Origin of the sequence: Tolypothrix bouteillei VB521301 (assembly GCF_000760695.4) — a bacterium.
In the GTDB taxonomy this organism is placed as follows: Bacteria; Cyanobacteriota; Cyanobacteriia; order Cyanobacteriales; family Nostocaceae; genus Scytonema; species Scytonema bouteillei_A.
In genome coordinates, this window is the sequence record NZ_JHEG04000001.1 from 6743074 (window position 1) to 6759680 (window position 16607).

Here is a 16607-nt window from a genome sequence, read left to right on the forward strand (position 1 = left end):
CTTAATATTTTCCTAGAGAAATTCAGGGTCTGCATTTATTCAAGAGAGAAATACTCGCTTATAGATTAGGCGAGGACAAAAGTAACTATGCAAAGAAATCTAAAACCAGCTAAAATCCTGACAAATAACAAATGAACACAACAATTAAGACTGGGGGCACAACTAATATTTTTGAAAACCGCCGTTCTCTGGCTGCAAAAATCACAAGTACAGAGATAGATTTTCAATCTTTAGAATCTGTGATACACAACCTTGAAGAAAATCGCCAGCAGTGGTTAACATCGTCTCATGTTTCAAAGACCGTTCAAACTTTGCCAGATAACAACTTAGCAGAACTACAGCAAAGTATTAGGCATGAATTAGAAAAACTGCATAAAATTAAAGAACTTTATTGTCGAGAAACAATAAAAATAGGCGTTATCGGACGACCAAAACAAGGAAAAAGTCGATTATTACAAAGTTTAACAGGGTTAACAAGTGCTGAAATTCCAGATGGATACAGACAGCATTGTACGGGAGTTTATTGTAGTATCCACAACAACTTTTTGGAGGAAACTTATGCAGAAGTATATTTTTACTCCGAAAATTCGTTTCTTACAGAAGTTATTTATCCCTACTATGAAAAGTTGTCTTTAGGGCTCAAGCCCAAGACAATAGATGAATTTGCAGCCAAAACTCTACCTTTATTACCAAGCGTTTTTTCCTCAGAAGTAGACCAGGAAACTATGTATTTGCGCTTGGTAAGGTATCACATCAATGTAGAAAAGTACCGTCATCTCCTCGGACAACCTTCTCCCCGTCGCATTTCTAAAAATGAGATTCCAGAATATATCGCACAAGAAACAGCTTACGGACAGCAAAGCTTGTTTAACTACTTAGCTGTTAGAGAAGCAAAAATTTATTGTAAATTTCCCAACACTGATGTTGGAAAATTTGTCTTTGTGGATCTGCCCGGTCTTGGGAATACTGGTATTTGCAACGAGCATTCTCTTATCAAAAAATTAGTACAAGAAGTTGATGCTATTTTGTTTGTACGAATGCCAAAGTCAATGGGAGATATCTGGAAAGAGGTAGATATTAGTTTATATGAAAAAACACTTGCTGCAATAGCTGACTTACCATCTCATGTATGGTCTCTTATGGTAATCAATCGTACAGAAGCTCATTCACCCTATCGAGATAACTTAAAAACTTGTCAAGATTTAGTATTAGAAATTACCAATAAAAGTAGAAATATTTCTGAATACATAATAGCTAACTGTGCAAACAGCCAAGAAAGTTACAAACTTTTAGAACGTTCCCTAAATTCCATAGAGGAAAAAAATCTTGAATTAGGTTACAAAGACATCTTGTTGAGCCAGCAAAAATTAGCTATAGTGCAAAGCAAAGTTAATGCTGAGTTAGATAAAGTGGTAAAAGCTCTAGATTTAGCAACTCAAGATGCCCCGGAATCTGCATTATTTGAGATACAGTTCAAAGAAGTTGTAAGGGATTTGACCAATGGTCTTGAGAAGCTGCTTCAAGAACTGCGAAAAAACCGAGAGTCCATTGATTTGGAATTCAAAAAGCAAATTGAAACGGCTTTACAAGCGTATCGAAATGATACGGGAATTCCTTCAATTCAAGAAATAGAACACCTGTATAGTCTTGAAAAAAACTATCATGTGGTTTATGAGAAGTATTTACACGAGATTCGCGCTCGTTTATTACAACATCTTTTATTATTAGATGAAGGGTTAAAGCGATCGCTCAACAAAGTCAAATCACAAGTAGCAAAAGTACTTATTGACAAGGGACGTTTGGGGAGCTTGACACAAGAACGAGGAACTGAATTTCTTCATGCCGTTGCCACTCAAATACCACCCGAACTGATTCCTGGGGTACCAAGCCAGCTAAAATACGGATTTAAAACACTTGCTGAATATCAGCTTTCTTATCGAGGATTCATACAGCATCGCCTCCGTAAGTCCCTTGATGGGTTGACTCCGAATGAACCAGCAACACTCAAGCTCACAAAATCGACTTCCGCCGAACAAGTCCTCTTAAATCTCAAGATTGCTTGTGCTGAAACTCTCAGTAAATGTGAGAGTACTTTGAAGCAGTTGCTCAGCGAACCAAATCAAGCCGCTTATGCAATTGTAGAAGAGTTTTTTGACACCATCCTTCGCAGGACAAATATAGAACGTGAGTGGCGCATCTTTTTACAAGAAGACAGAGAACAAAGCCAACAAGAAATTCTCCAGGAAAGCGATCGTCTTTTGACATCACGCGATGTACTTGATTTAGCTCAACCCACAGCAGTTACAAATTAAATAAAGCAGCACCAGAAATGGTTATTGGTCTGTAGTTGAGATGCGCGTGCTTCTCAACTACAACGTCTTTTAGCCCAGCAATTAAACTTCTTTTTTAAAGATTTTATATTAAAACTTTCTCGCTGGCTTCTTCAAAGAAAAAATGACGAACTTAGGCGCATATTACTTGAAGAAATAGGATATTACCAATCTTCAGACAAAGTTTAATCTTTATTAACGTGCGCTCGTGTAAAAACTTCAATCGCATTAAAATGCCGAAAGCCCGATCTATAGTGACCGGGCTTGTAATAATGATAGTTGGGCTAAATGCCCTCGGCTAATTATAGGCTTAGACATAAGTGATTACTCTGATAATATCTACCACTGCCCATTCGGTAGTTCCGGAAAATTCTCTATCCAAAGTAGTAATTTCCGCAAGGAAGCCTAAAGCTGGGCAAAAAGCCCTTCCCAGTCGATCGCAGAAGGTCTCGATCCTTTGTTAATGATTTCAAACGCTTTCCCTTCAGCGTGAGGGTTTTGAATGCACTCCACACAGGCTGCAGCAACATCAATACGGCTGGTTTGCCCTGTTAATGTGTCTCCCGTTCCCAAAACAACACCATATTTGCCTGCTGTTGTTGCTTTTAACAGAGTATTGAGGTCATAAGAAGTATATGGTCCGTCGATCAAACGTCCGGGACGGATTATAGTATAGGGCAATCCAGAATTGATAATAGCTTCTTCACCTTGAAGCTTGGCATCCAATACACCAAAAGCATTGAGGACGCTGTAAGGAAATTGAGATTTGTGGAGAACCCCACAGGAAGACACGAAGACAAAACGTTTCAAATTGCGGGGTGCTGCTGCTACTAAATGGCTGACCCCTCGTGCATCTACTTGTAAGGGGCTATTTCTTGCCCTTGTTTCGCGATCGCTACTGTTAAGCAATAGCTGAGCCCACTCAATTAAGTTAGGTTTCGGCTCAAAATCCCATCTTTCCGAAGGAAAGGCAGTTGTTCCAGTACAGCAGATGATATAGGCAACATCCCGTACTGCTGTGGGGAGAGTACTTGGATCGCGTATGTCACCAATGGCAATGTCTACTTTGCGCTCAAACATTTTCTCCGCTTTTGTAGAATTGCGTGTCAAAACGCGAACTTTCAAGCCTTTCTCTAATAATTTGCCTACTGTTAACTGACCTACCCCACCCGTAGCGCCAGCAACCAGTACTAAATCTTCTGTCACGTTAAAAGAATTTTTAACTACATATAATATAGAGTCTATCGCAAATAACAATACCTTTGCCAATTCCTGAAAACTCTTGCAGACTGGAAGTCTGTGGCTGCACAAACGAAGCCCACCTACGTGGGCTAGAATCCTTATAGCCCTTGCCTGGTATTCCCTTTTGCCTCCTGCCTCCTGCCCTCTGCCTTTCTCGATAAAACAACTGATATACACAAGCTTTTACATGAACGCAACAAATCGGGCTGAAAAAATTGTCAGCATTATTGAAAAACGACGTCCCCTAGCCCAAAAAATTGAACGGGTGGAGGCTAATTTAAAATCTCTCGCCTCTGCACTTCGTTCTCTTGAAAACCATCGCAATGAATTGCTAGCACGAGTGGAAGACGCAAATGCGATCGGGCGTTTGAAAGAAATTGATTTGGGGAGGCTGCAACTCAGCATCACTATTGAATTAGAAGTCTTAAACAAGCTAAAAGTGCGTTTTTGCCGAGACACTCTCAACATAGGAGTTGTGGGACGAGCCAGACAAGGAAAAAGTCGCCTGCTACAAAGCTTAACAGGGCTGACGGCTGCTGAAATTCCCGATGGAGACAGGCAGCATTGTACGGGTGTCCGCAGCATCATTCATCATAATCCCAATGTAGAAACTTATGGTGAAGTCTGGTTTCACTCCGAGCGATCGTTTTTAGATGAGGTTATTGCTCCCTATTACGAAAAGCTATACTTGGGTGCAAAACCGATCGCAATTGCTGAATTTGCCGCTCATCCTCTACCTCCACTCCCTCACAATCTTCCCGGATATGCGGAACCGGGGGCGATGTACGAACATTTGAGCCGATACCATACCCATTTCGATAAGTACCGCCATCTTTTACAAGAACCTTCACCCCGCCTCATTTCTCGTAACGAAATTCGCGAGTATGTCGCTCAAGATACCCCTGATGGTCAAAGAGTTTTTTTCAACTATTTAGCAGTGCGGGAAGTAAAAATTGTTTGTCAGTTTCCTAACAAAGATGTCGGACAAATTGCCTTGGTCGATATGCCTGGATTGGGAGATACAGGTGTTGGGGATGAAGAACGACTGATGAAAACTTTGGGACAAGAAGTTGATGGTATCCTCTTTGTGCGAATGCCAAAGTCATCTGGTGACTACTGGGCCGATGTCGATGTGCGTTTGTACGATACAGCACGGGCTTCCCTCGTAGATTTACCTGTTGAGTTATGGTCTTTCATGATTCTCAATCGGACAACTGCTGAGTCAAAAAATGGGGATAATTACAACAACTGTCAGGATTTAGCAGATACATTAATGGAAAAACATCTGCAGGTGGTTCGTTGTTTGACTGCTAACTGTGCCAATATAGATGCAGCAAGTGAAGTGTTGGATGAAATACTCAATTATTTAGCCGATAAGATTACTTCATTAGATGAGCAATACGCCTCTTCCTCCCAAAACAGGTTAATGCAACTCCAAAATGGGGCGATCGCAGAATTAGAAAAAGCTCGCAAAGCTCTGGGTGAAGCAGTACAACAAGACAATTGGTTCCCCTTGTTCTTACAGCTTTTTGACGGTGTGTGGAACGATGTAACCAGTGGTTTGGAAAAACTGCTGAGACATCTCAAACAACAAAGAAACTCTCAAGACATTCATTTTAAACAGCAAGTAGAAGCAGCTGTTGAAGCTTGTCGTACAGACACTGCTATCCCTAGTTTAGAAGAGATTGAGAAAAGACGCGATCGCGTTGGTGGCTATCCCAACGCCTACTACGAATACTTAAACGAACTTCGCGCCTACCTGTCACAACATTTCTTAGCCCTAGATAGCGGATTGAAGCAATTGCTTTTTAAAGTTAAATCTCAAGTAGCAGAAGTTTTGATAGAGCGGGGACGATTGGGGGGACTGACAGAAACCAGAGGTTATGAATTTTTGAATGAAATCGCCAAAGAGTTACCCGAATCTTTACCAAAATTAAAGTTAGGATTTGAAATCCTTGCAGAATTTGATATTTCCTATCGTGGGCTCATCCAGCACCGCATCCGCAAACATTTAGATGGTTTGACACCAGACGAAACCTCACTGCAATTGTCAAAATCTCCCTCTGCAAAAGAAATCTTCACCAACCTGAAAACCTTGCATGCAGAAGCTTTATACAATTGTGAAACAGCTTTAGAAGATCTGTTATGCGAACCCAGCCTAGCAGCATTTGCCATAGTAGAAGAGTTTGTCGATCGCGTACTGCGTGCTGAGGGAGCAAAGACAGAATGGCGCATTTTTTTAGAAGAAATCAGAGCCATTGTTTGGCATGATGAATTTGAACAGCTTGGCGATCGCACTCGATTGCGCCGGGAGTGGCTTCACTCAGTAGACAAGGCGATGATAGCCCATCATATTTTGTAAGAAATCAGATACTCGACTTTTTTGAGAAGTTAGGTATCTTAATAGATTTTTTGCAATTTTTGCAATCACAATGTCAGGAAATATCAATGGACGAACTGAAAATCACAATGTTGGGACCGAGTGGCGTAGGTAAAACCACTCTTTTAACTGCTCTCTACGAACAATTTGAAAATACGATTGGTAAAACAGATTTACAACTAACACCTGACGAAGAAAGTTCGGCAATTTTGCAAGAACGTTTAATGGAACTCAAAAGTCTGCTGAATGATTTTGAACCAAGAGGAGGAGTCAGAGGAACAGAAGGAGAACCCGAACATCTTCGGTCTTTTGTGTTTGGTTTGGGAAAAAAAGGTAAAAAGCCCTCCTTAGAACTTCACTTTCAGGATTATCCAGGAGGTTACCATGCTGCCAAAGCCACTCCTGAAAAAAAGCAATTTGTTAAGAAAATGCTGACAGAATGTGTTGCCGTATTAATTGCTATAGATGCACCTGCTTTAATGGAACAAAAAGGAAAGTGGCACGAGCAAATTAATAGAGTGCAACAAATGACTGACTTATTTAAAATAGCTTATCAAGATTTAGAATCACCAAGATTGGTTATTTTTGCACCTGTAAAATGTGAGAAGTATTTAAAAGATGAAAAAACGGCGCAAGAGCTATTAATACGTATTAAAGAAGGATATGCAAAATTAATAGATTTGTTTAATGCATCAGCATTACTAACCAAAGTAGCAGTTGTTGTCACCCCCGTACAAACCGTGGGAAGCGTCGTTTTTTCGAGAGTAGAGATAGAGAGTAACATACCTCATTTTCTCTTTCGGAAAACCAGTCATGATGCAGCCTATAGCCCAACCGATAGCGAGCAACCTTTGCGGTATCTCTTGAGATTTTTATTAAAACTTCATTTAGATACTCGGAATTGGGGTTTGTTTAATTTTCTTCGCGATTTATTGGGCAGAGATTATTACCTGAAAGAAGCAATTCGTCAGTTTGCCAGTGAATGTAAAACTAACAATGGATTTGCCATTTTACAAGGAGAAGATTTATTAAAAGTTTAACGAACCAAACTAAAATCTAAAATGGTATAACTTATGAAGATTTACGTACAAAGTCGCGGTTTTTCACAAGACTATGATTACTGCTGGTTGCCAGAAGTACCACCTATTTTGAGACAATACCGAATTAGCGATGTTATTCAGAGTGAATCACCCTCTGTTGTTTTAGGGCGCTATGACAATAAATTGCTATTACTAGTGACCGGTCTTGAGGCTAGTGAAAGGGTAGATTTTCAGGGAAGGAGAATTCGTAATTCTGTAGCATGGGTTGGTGAAGATAGTGAAGCCAACGAGCAAAAGTTACGTGCGATCGCAGCTTATTCCTTACGCGGATTGTTGGATACCGACGTTGACAAAGCCGTACAATTTGGCGGTGAGTTTGGTTTTGAAGTTGCTTTTGATACCATCAGCCACTTAAAGATCGATGAAGTCAGGCATTTTGATGCCAAATTGGAAAGTAAAATTGGCAGAAATTCCGAGTATTTACGGAACGATATAGCTTATGAGATAGAAGAAAGGCGTTTGCCAAAAGGTAACGGCTTCAATAACATTCCCCTTGTGGTCGTTACTGGTATCAAATCGGCAAATGCTTTAAAACAAGCAAATGTTTGGCGTGGGTTATCTAATTTAGTACAGGGGGAGGGATGGCTTGAACCTTATAAAAAAAGTTACCCGTCAGAGCCAGCGCTTGCAAGCAGCAACCAAACGCCTCAAAAGAACAATTCGTTAGTTTTTACGCTCTTGTTAATAGCTGTCATTCCAGTTGCTATGATTCTATTTCTGTTTATCCGTTAGTGAATTCATCAAACTGCAAATAAGATAGAAAGTGTGGTTGTCTGTAACGTATGTAACGGTTTGGAGAATTGGCGATGAGTCAAGCGCTAAGGACAGGGGCAGATATGTCTTCACTTGTCTCTGAAGACTACAAATACTGGTATCAGCAGGGTAAGCAGCTCGACAAACAAGAACGTTATGAAGAAGCGATCGTGTATTACGATAAAGCTCTGGCAGCTAGCCCGGATAACTACTGGGTTTGGTATGACAGAGGCAGCGCTTTACGGGAATTAGGTCAGTACGTGGCGGCTATTGTCAGTTACGATCGAGCACTATCTATTCGTTCTGATGATTACTGGGGATGGTATAACCGGGGCTGTATTGCACTGGAGGATTTGGAATGGTTTGAGGATGCGATCGCAAATTTTGATAAGGCACTTGAAATCCGTCCCCGTGACTTCTGGGCATGGTTTCGTCGAGCCGAAGCCCTACGACATTTAGATCGCTTTGAAGAAGCAGTTTTCAATTACGAGAAAGCTTTGTCGAGACGTTCCAACGATTACTGGTCATGGTTGCGACGGGGGGATGCTTTGAGACATTTAAGTCGCTACGAAGAAGCACTTAAAAGTTATGATGAAGCACAATATTTTCGCCCTGATGAATTTTGGGTTTATTACAAGCAAGGAGATACTCTTAGATATCTAGGTAGGTATAAAGAAGCGCTTGAGAAATATCAAAAAGCAACAGAATTCAACTCAGATGATGAGTACTCCTTCTACAACACGGCTTGTTGTGCAGCCCGAGTAGGCAACGAAGCGTTAGCAATTGAAAGCCTAGAAACAGCTTTAAAAATCAATCCAAATTTTCAATTGTTTGTTAAAACTGACCCTGACTTGGAACTGCTCCAAGATAACAGACAGGTAGAAGATTTGCTAAGCAAAATAGCTGAGTGGAATACTTAACATTTTCCCCAGCATATCAACACTACTTGAGTTTTATGTAAAAATTATTTCATCCCCTGGATAAATCACAGGGGTTTTCACCCTCCCATTATGTTCTGATAGTTTAGTTTTTTTAAGTTGTTCTATTTACATTTGATAGCAATGCTCCAAACGGTTTAAATTTATCTGGATATTGGCTGGATACAATAGATTCGATGGCTCGTGTTAAAGTTACTGCATCATTAAACTCTTTAGATTCCTGTAGAGCCTCATAGAGTGAGTTGATCTCTTGTGGCAATGGGTTTGTAAAGACACGCAGTTCGGTAATATCTAATCTTCGGTTGAACTCATTTACAGTATGCCGCCATTGGTGTAAGAGCGAAAATAATTCTCTATCCTTACGCTCTGCAAAGACACCAGATGCGAGCGCTGTTTCAGTAACTGACACAATTAATCGCGGAAAAACTACCGGTCGTCCGGGCTTGTGTGAGTTTGAGTTAAATCGGTTATCAGATAGAATTGCCTCATTCGATCTGCACTCATTGAGTAAAGCACGCATAAACTCTACCCTCTTTTCGTAAGCTGTTGCCCATCGTTCGGCAAAAATTCCTGTGATTGTTGCTAATAATCCAAGAGCTGTTAGTAGTGGCTCAAAATTTTTTTCCCTAGTCCACCAGATCGTGGCTAGAATAAATCCAAGAAGTAAAGGGAAAAATGTAATCAAGGTTACTAATATTTTCATACTTGTATCATCTGCTATTTATACATATGCTCTTTTGAGAAATTTTTACCGCTTAGACCATATATCACTTGCTATTGGAGAACTGTTGTTGATTCTTGAAGAGTCAGGAGAAAGTAACATTAAAGCCATGCCAAATCCGTTTTTTAAACGAGGTTCTAAGGGTGTATGTAAGCTATCAACCACTATAAAGTTACTGTCTGATATACATTTATTAATGCCAGTTGAAGTATATTTACGAGTCAAAAGCAAACGAATCGTATCTCGAGCTTCAAAATTTATAACTGAGCGATCTGGCAGCATCACATCAATTTTATTTCCAGTTAAGTTGCGATACAGTATTTTTATCAGAATAGCTCTATCTGCCTCTATATAACCATCAAAGGAGACACTGTTTAGGTCAATATGTAAATCGGTATTTTGAAGTAATGCACTAGTGACAAATTCTCTAAAAGACTTAGCGCTCTCGTACTCTTTAGTTGCCTTTTGAGCAGCTTCTTCATTTAATTCTTCAGTTGTCGCTACTTCTATAAGAAATCTATCATCAGGTCGCATGATTTGAGAAAGAGTTTGTAGAAGCTCTGTATCTCGTTGAAAGTTTGCTAATGTATTGCCAAGTAATGAAAATATAATAGGAGTATCTTTTAGAATATCATCAAAGAGTTTCCGCAATTCACTGACATTTCTTTCAATTGAAAAGTCGATTTGAATGGGGAACACATGGTTTCCTTTTAATTTTGTTTCTTGGATTGCTTGTTGAACGCCCAGTCTCAACATTTCCGAACTCATATCAACGGGAAAGTAAATTAGGTCGGGGTTGGAATTAAGTAATAAACTTAAAATGCTTTTATCTTTTTCTCCCGTACCAACGCCCAAACTAACGTAATGATATTTCCGATCTCCTATTCTATTGGCATAGAGTTGAGACCATCGATATCTAAATGACTCTATACTCTCTTTCATGACAAGGTAAAATCTATCATGGCAAGCGTTATTCCAAGCTATTGTTGGACCTATCCCCCAGTACGAAAAACCAGATAAAATTTCTTTACCATCACCTGTTTCAGAAAATTCTCCTCTCAATTCCTGTGTCAGTTCTGCAAGCTTCTTTGACTGATCTTCTCCTATAAAACACAGAGTCCATCCCAAGCCCGGTTCATTGATGGAATTTTCTAATAGCTTCATGAAATTTAAAGATTCCATATTAAGCCTCAAATAGTCAACAATATGTACTTCGGTAATATACATTTTTATACTACCGTTATTACGATAAATCTTGTTGTTTGTTCAAACGGTACTTAATCTTTTCAGGTTTTGACTTTATCGTACTGAGTACTACACAAGTTTTGCCTTTTGTTCCTGCCCTGTACGCAGGTGCATCCCCCTGCATCCGGTGTTTGTCACAACAAGGGACAATAACTGTTGAGTTTCTTGCACTAGCAGTATTGTTATCGTACCCAGACCACATCAGAAAGAGGGAGGAAAGTAGCGGAAGCATGAGACAATAGGTAACGGCTCTTAGTCCTACTACACAAGGTCTATTCAGCCACTTGAATTAAAGTTTTTTGAATTTTCTCGGCTTTTCTAGCAATCCTTAATGGTTTAGAAAATAAAGAAACCCAGTATTTCCCAGATATCGGTTTTTTAAAGAACAGTATTTTTTCTCAGATAAAATGGTATTTACATACATATAAACTCTAAGTTTCTTGTAGCAAAAGCGTGTAGATTTTGTGGCAAAGCTATGACAAATTCAACAAGTTTATTCAAAAATCAGTAAACTCCTTGTAAAGCCGTCTATTATCTGACGCCAGTTCTTAAAGAAACGTGTTTTACTAGTGATGACGCTTAGATAAACAGAACCACATCGGAAGTTATGGAGATTTTGATTGTTGAAGATGAATTTGAGATTGCTCAATTGATCCAGCTTTATTTAGAAAAGGAAGGATTTTCTTGCCATCACTGTCGAGATGGAACGAGTGCAATTCAAGCGTTTCAAGAGCAAACACCCGACCTAATTATTTTAGATTTGATGATTCCACATTTGGACGGATTGGAGGTCTGTGCGCGTATTCGACAGCAGCCAATCTCTAAAGATCCCTACATCCTCATGCTGACAGCAAAGGGGGAAGAACACGATCGCGTTATCGGGCTATCGACAGGAGCTGATGACTATGTAGTCAAGCCCTTCAGCCCCAAGGAACTCGTAGCTCGCGTGCGAGCTCTGTTAAGACGGACACTACGTCATGGCAAACAAAGTCAAATTTACCGCAGTCAAAATTTTATAATTAATTTGGAGCAGCGTTTAGCTAGTCGAGTTCTAAATACCAATCAAACATCTCCCTTAGATCTTACAGCTTTGGAATTTGAACTACTTGGAACATTTATGAGTTATCCCGGTCGGGTTTGGAATCGAACTCAATTAATTGATAAACTTTGGGGTAGTGACTTTTATGGGGATGAACGGGTTGTTGATACTCATGTCGCACGACTCAGGAAAAAGATAGAACCCGATCCCGCCAATCCAACCTTTGTCAAAACTGTGATTGGAGTCGGTTATAAATTTGAAGACCCCCTTGTTCAAGACAAATTGTGACTAAACTGAGCTTGCGATATCGATTGCTATTTTCTCATATACTTGTGATGCTAGCTGGACTAAGTTCTTTAGTCATTGTTAGTAAGTTATTCTCATTCCATATTTTTGATTTGCACTTACAACGTCTTGAAGGGCGAGGGTTTGATATTGGTAAAATTCGCTACGAGCTAGTTGAGGAATTTCAAGAAACTTCAATGTGGGGAGCTTGGTGGTTATTTCTTACAAGTGTGACTGTTGCAAGTGGTATGAGTTACGTAATCGCCAAGCACATCCTCAAACCTCTTGTTGAGATGGAAAAAATTACCCACGAGTTAGGACAGGGAGAGCTGACAGCACGCGTACCTGAAACGGAAATTCCCGAGTTAAATCGCCTTGCTATTAGCTTTAATCGAATGGCGTCGCACCTTGAAGGTGTGGAACAGCGTCGTCGAGAACTTGTAGGAGACTTAACTCACGAACTGCGGACACCTCTGACAATCTTAGAAGGTTATTTGGAGGGTTTGGCAGATGGGACAATTGAACCTTCAGCAGAAGTGTTTCAAAGGTTAACTAGAGAAACAACTCGATTGCATCGGTTGGTTAACGATACGCAAGAACTTTCTAAAGCTGAAGCGGGGTATTTACCGATTCATCTTCAAGTTTTTGACATACATCCACTACTGCGCTCTCTCATTCAAAGATTCTCGGATCAGCTTTTAGAAGAAGGTCCAGAGTTGCGTTTGGAGTGTCCCCCCAATCCTCCCCTCGTCTGCGCCGATCCCGAACGAGTAGAACAGATTTTGGTCAACCTACTTGGCAATGCAGTACGCTACACCCTTCAAGGTTCTATTACAGTACGAGTTTGGAGCGAACCTTCCAAGTTATGGATTGCAGTCATCGATACAGGTCATGGCTTGAAAGCAGAAGATTTACCCTTTGTCTTTAATCGATTTTGGCGGTCGGAGCGATCGCGCATACGCCATCCTGCGGGGACTGGAATGGGTTTGGCTATCTCCCAACGTCTTGTTCAATTACAGCAAGGTGAGATTCAGGTAGAAAGCGAACTCAACAAGGGTACTACGTTTCGATTCTCTCTACCATTAGCATAAGACTTTTGTACTAATTTCCCACCAATTTATCTCGCAATTGCTTAATGCGATCGCGTAACTTTGCTGCTTCTTCAAACTCCAGTTTCTTTGCTGCTTCTTTCATTAATTCTTCTAACTGAGTAATGACCTGTGGAATTTCTTCTAACGGTAAATCATTTACGTTTTCTTCGATTGTTTCTAACTCAGTTGCATTCAACCGTCTTGAGACTTCCAAAAAAGATAAAATTGCATTTTTAGATTTTTTAACAATTGGTTTGGGTGTAATCCCGTGCTTTTCGTTGTAAGCGATTTGAATGCTTCGACGCCTCTCAGTTTCCGAAATAGCTTTACTCATGCTGTCGGTCAGATTATCAGCATATAAAATGGCTTGTCCTCGAATGTGACGTGCGGCTCTACCAATAGTTTGAATCAAAGAGCGCTCTGCACGCAAAAATCCTTCTTTGTCAGCATCCAAAATTGCCACAAGGGAAACTTCTGGTAAATCGAGACCTTCCCGCAGCAAGTTCACACCTACTAAGACATCAAAATTCCCATCACGCAAATCCTGCAAAATCTCAATTCGCTGAATTGAATTAATCTCTGAATGCAGATATCTAACTCGAACACCATTGTCTTCTAAATACTCAGTTAAATCTTCTGCCATGCGCTTGGTTAACGTTGTAATCAGCACTCGTTCGCTGCGGTCAATTCTATCTCTAATTTCACCTAACAAATCATCAATTTGTCCTTCTGTGGGACGCACGATGATTTCTGGGTCAATCACTCCCGTTGGTCTAATGATTTGTTCCGCCACATGAGACTCAGAAATCTCTAACTCCCAATCTCCTGGAGTTGCAGACACAAAAATACACTGGTCTACCTTTGTCCAAAATTCGTCCGCTTTCAACGGACGATTATCAGCAGCACTCGGAAGACGAAAGCCATGTTCGATTAACACTCGCTTTCGTGCTTGGTCGCCGTTATACATTCCCCTTATTTGGGGTACGGTGACGTGAGATTCGTCTATGACCAACAGCCAGTCTTTAGGAAAATAATCGATTAAACACTCCGGGGGTGCGCCTGCTTCTCGTCCTGCTAGGTGACGGGAATAGTTTTCTACACCATTGCAGTAACCGACTTCCCGTAACATCTCTAAGTCATAACGAGTACGCTGGTCTATACGTTGCGCTTCCAGTAATTTTCCGGCTTCCTCTAGTTGCGCTTTCTGCTCTTTGAGTTCTGCGGCGATCGCATCGCAAGCCGCGTCTAGCCTTTCTTCTGGGGTGACAAAGTGACGTGCGGGGTAAATATTCACTGCTTCCACACTCTTGAGAATTTCACCCGTAACCGGATCGACATAACGAATCGCGTCAATCTCATCACCAAAAAATTCGACACGAATGATTCGGTCTTCATAAGCCGGACCTATTTCTAAAACATCGCCCCGAACCCGAAAACGTCCGCGACCAATTTCTATATCGTTACGACCGTACTGAACTGATACTAAATCTTTCAGTATTTCCCGTTGGTCAACTTCCATACCCACTTGAAAAGGAATGGCAGCTTTTAAGTATTCTGAAGGCATCCCCAAACCGTAGATGCAGCTAATCGAAGCAACAACTATCACATCCCGACGTTCAAAGAGCGATCGCGTTGCAGAGTGACGCAACATATCAATTTCATCGTTAATTGAAGCTGTTTTTTCTATATAAGTGTCAGTGACGGGAATATAAGCTTCCGGTTGGTAGTAATCGTAATAGCTGATGAAATACTCAACTGCGTTATTGGGAAAGAATTCGCGCAACTCATTACACAGTTGTGCGGCTAGAGTTTTGTTGTGAGCTAGGACTAGGGTGGGCTTCCCCACTTTTTCGATGACAGATGCAACGGTAAAAGTTTTTCCTGTTCCCGTAGCACCTAAAAGAGTTTGATATCTGTTCCCGTCATTGAGACTCGTTACAAGTTGAGTGATAGCTTGTGGTTGATCGCCTGTTGGTTGAAAGGGAGCCTGAAGACAAAACTCTTTCATAAATAAATTTTAGATTGAAAATACCCCATCCTATAGTAGCGAATACAGTACACTTGTACGACAGGAACCGGAGGATATCCGGGAATGGAGAATCAATAATTCTCAGACAGTCGCAATGAAAAAAGTAAAGTACGGTTGACCATCCCCCCTCTTCAATATTGGTAGGTATTCCCCACCTGACTGAGTAGAAAGTTATCTCCCAATTACTTTTTCATCTTGTTAAATAAGTTTACATAAATTAAGAATTTATTTTAGTTATGTGTATCTTTAAAAATATTTGTACTCCTAGCAGGAGTATCAAGGCTACACTCGGAATGTTAAGGAAAAATTTGGAATTTCCCGAGTATTGTAAAATAAGTTAATAATTCCAGGTAACACAAGATAAATCTCTATCCGTCCTGGTCAAGCAGTCAGTTCAAAATATACTTCGCACCAAGCAAAAGGGGGAAACAACTGTGGAAGACAATAATCAAGCGCAGAATGGGAACACAGAGCAAGTTGAAAAGAATGGTGATAAACCAGTGCCATTAGAATCTCCAGGTACATTAGAGGTACGTAACACACTAGCAATTTCTGGTATTCGTCCCGTGAGTGCTAGTAATTTGCAAGTTGTAGAAACAAGAAATGTGATGGGCGTGCGTCCTATTGGCGCACATACATTTGATATTGTTGACACTCTCAACCTATCTGGAGTTCGTCCAATTGGCTCCAGCGAACTGGTTATCTCTCAAACTTATTCCGTTATGGGCAATCGTCCGGTAGCATCAAATGAAGTTGGCGATACTGAAACACTCATGGGTTTTCTTGATTAGACAAAGATAAGTAATATTACATATAATTTTCCAAACTCGGTTTTGCAAAGAACTGAGTTTTTTCATGAATTCTTGAATTCTAAAAATTGATCCCTGGCAATAGGCTAAATAACTCAACTTATACCAATTCCCTCAATCTTTGAGACTAATTCGATCCTCCAACCCCCTAAAAGCCCACCAATGTGGGTTTTGTTTGTATCACCCCAAAGTTCTATTCTTACAGGCTATTGCATCGCTCGGGGAATGCCCTTTTCAATTATGTTTTTCGATTTGTCTAATTATTTCTTAACAATTTACTATTTATAAAGGCAGGAATAGTAACGTATGCCTTTCTCCATCTTTTAGGTTAGACAACTAATGTATCTTGTGACGGAAGGCTTTAGGAAAAAGATTAAGTTAATTTGTAAGAGTAATAACAAAGAATTTCAAAGTTGGTAAGAAGCTTTGAAAGAAATAAGGAGGATAATATGAGTATAGAAGATCGCGCAAAAGCAACTGCTAAAAATATTGAAGGAAAAGCTCAAGAAGCGTTGGGAAATATTTCTGGAGACCCAGAAGACAAAGCTGAAGGTAAAGCAAAGCAAGCTGAAAGCGAAGTACGTCATGGTGTTGAAGACGTAAAAGACAACATCAAGAGAAAGATTGACTAGTAGTCTGTCCCAT

The 16607-nt window shown here is 40.3% G+C and carries 13 protein-coding genes; 9 read left to right on the forward strand and 4 right to left on the reverse strand.

The genetic code is table 11. The features are described 5' to 3' along the window. The first annotated feature begins 131 nt into the window (after positions 1 to 131). Entirely contained in the window at positions 132 to 2312 is a 2181-nt protein-coding gene (locus HC643_RS27375) for a hypothetical protein (protein WP_038082549.1), read from the forward strand. Between the two features lie 423 nt (positions 2313 to 2735). On the opposite strand, the gene HC643_RS27380 is transcribed toward HC643_RS27375, so the two are convergent. Next, complete coding sequence (locus tag HC643_RS27380) at positions 2736 to 3536, reverse strand: SDR family oxidoreductase (protein ID WP_137986595.1); 801 nt, start codon at positions 3534 to 3536, stop codon at positions 2736 to 2738. Positions 3537 to 3759: 223 nt separating this feature from the next. Here HC643_RS27380 and HC643_RS27385 point away from each other — a divergent pair, with 223 nt between their 5' ends. The 4 genes from HC643_RS27385 (at position 3760) to HC643_RS27400 (ending at position 8725) form a co-directional block, all read left to right on the forward strand. Continuing rightward, a complete protein-coding gene (locus HC643_RS27385; RefSeq protein ID WP_038082550.1) occupies positions 3760 to 5934 on the forward strand; it encodes a BAR domain-containing protein in 2175 nt (724 codons plus the stop codon). Between the two features lie 86 nt (positions 5935 to 6020). Next, the gene (locus HC643_RS27390; RefSeq protein WP_038082551.1) at positions 6021 to 6992 is read left to right on the forward strand and encodes a TRAFAC clade GTPase domain-containing protein; all 972 of its coding nucleotides are present in this window, start codon (positions 6021 to 6023) and stop codon (positions 6990 to 6992) included. Between the two features lie 33 nt (positions 6993 to 7025). Further along, positions 7026 to 7784 carry a hypothetical protein gene (locus HC643_RS27395; protein WP_038082552.1) on the forward strand — a complete coding sequence of 253 codons (759 nt, stop codon included), beginning with the start codon at positions 7026 to 7028 and terminating at the stop codon, positions 7782 to 7784. Positions 7785 to 7858: 74 nt separating this feature from the next. Next, on the forward strand, positions 7859 to 8725 hold the full coding sequence (locus HC643_RS27400) for a tetratricopeptide repeat protein (RefSeq protein WP_038082553.1): 867 nt from the start codon (positions 7859 to 7861) through the stop codon (positions 8723 to 8725). Positions 8726 to 8837: 112 nt separating this feature from the next. Here the strand turns inward: HC643_RS27400 and HC643_RS27405 are convergent, their stop codons facing one another. Both HC643_RS27405 and HC643_RS27410 read right to left on the reverse strand, forming a co-directional pair. Next, positions 8838 to 9446, reverse strand: coding sequence for a hypothetical protein (locus HC643_RS27405; protein WP_038082554.1), 609 nt, complete (start codon positions 9444 to 9446; stop codon positions 8838 to 8840). A gap of 45 nt (positions 9447 to 9491) precedes the next feature. Further along, positions 9492 to 10691 carry an L-histidine N(alpha)-methyltransferase gene (locus HC643_RS27410; protein WP_038082555.1) on the reverse strand — a complete coding sequence of 400 codons (1200 nt, stop codon included), beginning with the start codon at positions 10689 to 10691 and terminating at the stop codon, positions 9492 to 9494. A gap of 625 nt (positions 10692 to 11316) precedes the next feature. On the opposite strand from HC643_RS27410, the gene HC643_RS27415 reads away from it, so the two are divergent. Next, on the forward strand, positions 11317 to 12036 hold the full coding sequence (locus tag HC643_RS27415) for a response regulator (protein WP_038082556.1): 720 nt from the start codon (positions 11317 to 11319) through the stop codon (positions 12034 to 12036). A gap of 47 nt (positions 12037 to 12083) precedes the next feature. Beyond that, complete coding sequence (locus tag HC643_RS27420) at positions 12084 to 13124, forward strand: sensor histidine kinase (RefSeq protein WP_038082557.1); 1041 nt, start codon at positions 12084 to 12086, stop codon at positions 13122 to 13124. A gap of 10 nt (positions 13125 to 13134) precedes the next feature. On the opposite strand, the gene uvrB is transcribed toward HC643_RS27420, so the two are convergent. Continuing rightward, positions 13135 to 15132 carry an excinuclease ABC subunit UvrB gene (gene uvrB, locus HC643_RS27425; RefSeq protein WP_038082558.1) on the reverse strand — a complete coding sequence of 666 codons (1998 nt, stop codon included), beginning with the start codon at positions 15130 to 15132 and terminating at the stop codon, positions 13135 to 13137. A 455-nt stretch (positions 15133 to 15587) separates the two neighbouring features. Here uvrB and HC643_RS27430 point away from each other — a divergent pair, with 455 nt between their 5' ends. Together HC643_RS27430 and HC643_RS27435 are read left to right on the forward strand one after the other, a co-directional pair. Further along, on the forward strand, positions 15588 to 15944 hold the full coding sequence (locus HC643_RS27430) for a hypothetical protein (protein ID WP_038082559.1): 357 nt from the start codon (positions 15588 to 15590) through the stop codon (positions 15942 to 15944). 467 nt (positions 15945 to 16411) lie between these two features. Further along, positions 16412 to 16594, forward strand: coding sequence for a CsbD family protein (locus tag HC643_RS27435; RefSeq protein ID WP_038082560.1), 183 nt, complete (start codon positions 16412 to 16414; stop codon positions 16592 to 16594). Positions 16595 to 16607 lie beyond the last annotated feature (13 nt).

What these genes read in the sequence shown, in the direction of transcription:
- HC643_RS27410 (WP_038082555.1), bottom strand. Translation starts at nt 10,691, where the DNA reads ATGTATATTACCGAAGTACATATTGTTGACTATTTGAGGCTTAATATG.
- HC643_RS27375 (WP_038082549.1), top strand. Translation starts at nt 132, where the DNA reads ATGAACACAACAATTAAGACTGGGGGCACAACTAATATTTTTGAAAAC.
- HC643_RS27420 (WP_038082557.1), top strand. Translation starts at nt 12,084, where the DNA reads ATGCTAGCTGGACTAAGTTCTTTAGTCATTGTTAGTAAGTTATTCTCA.
- HC643_RS27405 (WP_038082554.1), bottom strand. Translation starts at nt 9,446, where the DNA reads ATGAAAATATTAGTAACCTTGATTACATTTTTCCCTTTACTTCTTGGA.
- HC643_RS27395 (WP_038082552.1), top strand. Translation starts at nt 7,026, where the DNA reads ATGAAGATTTACGTACAAAGTCGCGGTTTTTCACAAGACTATGATTAC.
- HC643_RS27390 (WP_038082551.1), top strand. Translation starts at nt 6,021, where the DNA reads ATGGACGAACTGAAAATCACAATGTTGGGACCGAGTGGCGTAGGTAAA.
- HC643_RS27415 (WP_038082556.1), top strand. Translation starts at nt 11,317, where the DNA reads ATGGAGATTTTGATTGTTGAAGATGAATTTGAGATTGCTCAATTGATC.
- HC643_RS27385 (WP_038082550.1), top strand. Translation starts at nt 3,760, where the DNA reads ATGAACGCAACAAATCGGGCTGAAAAAATTGTCAGCATTATTGAAAAA.
- uvrB (WP_038082558.1), bottom strand. Translation starts at nt 15,132, where the DNA reads ATGAAAGAGTTTTGTCTTCAGGCTCCCTTTCAACCAACAGGCGATCAA.
- HC643_RS27435 (WP_038082560.1), top strand. Translation starts at nt 16,412, where the DNA reads ATGAGTATAGAAGATCGCGCAAAAGCAACTGCTAAAAATATTGAAGGA.
- HC643_RS27400 (WP_038082553.1), top strand. Translation starts at nt 7,859, where the DNA reads ATGAGTCAAGCGCTAAGGACAGGGGCAGATATGTCTTCACTTGTCTCT.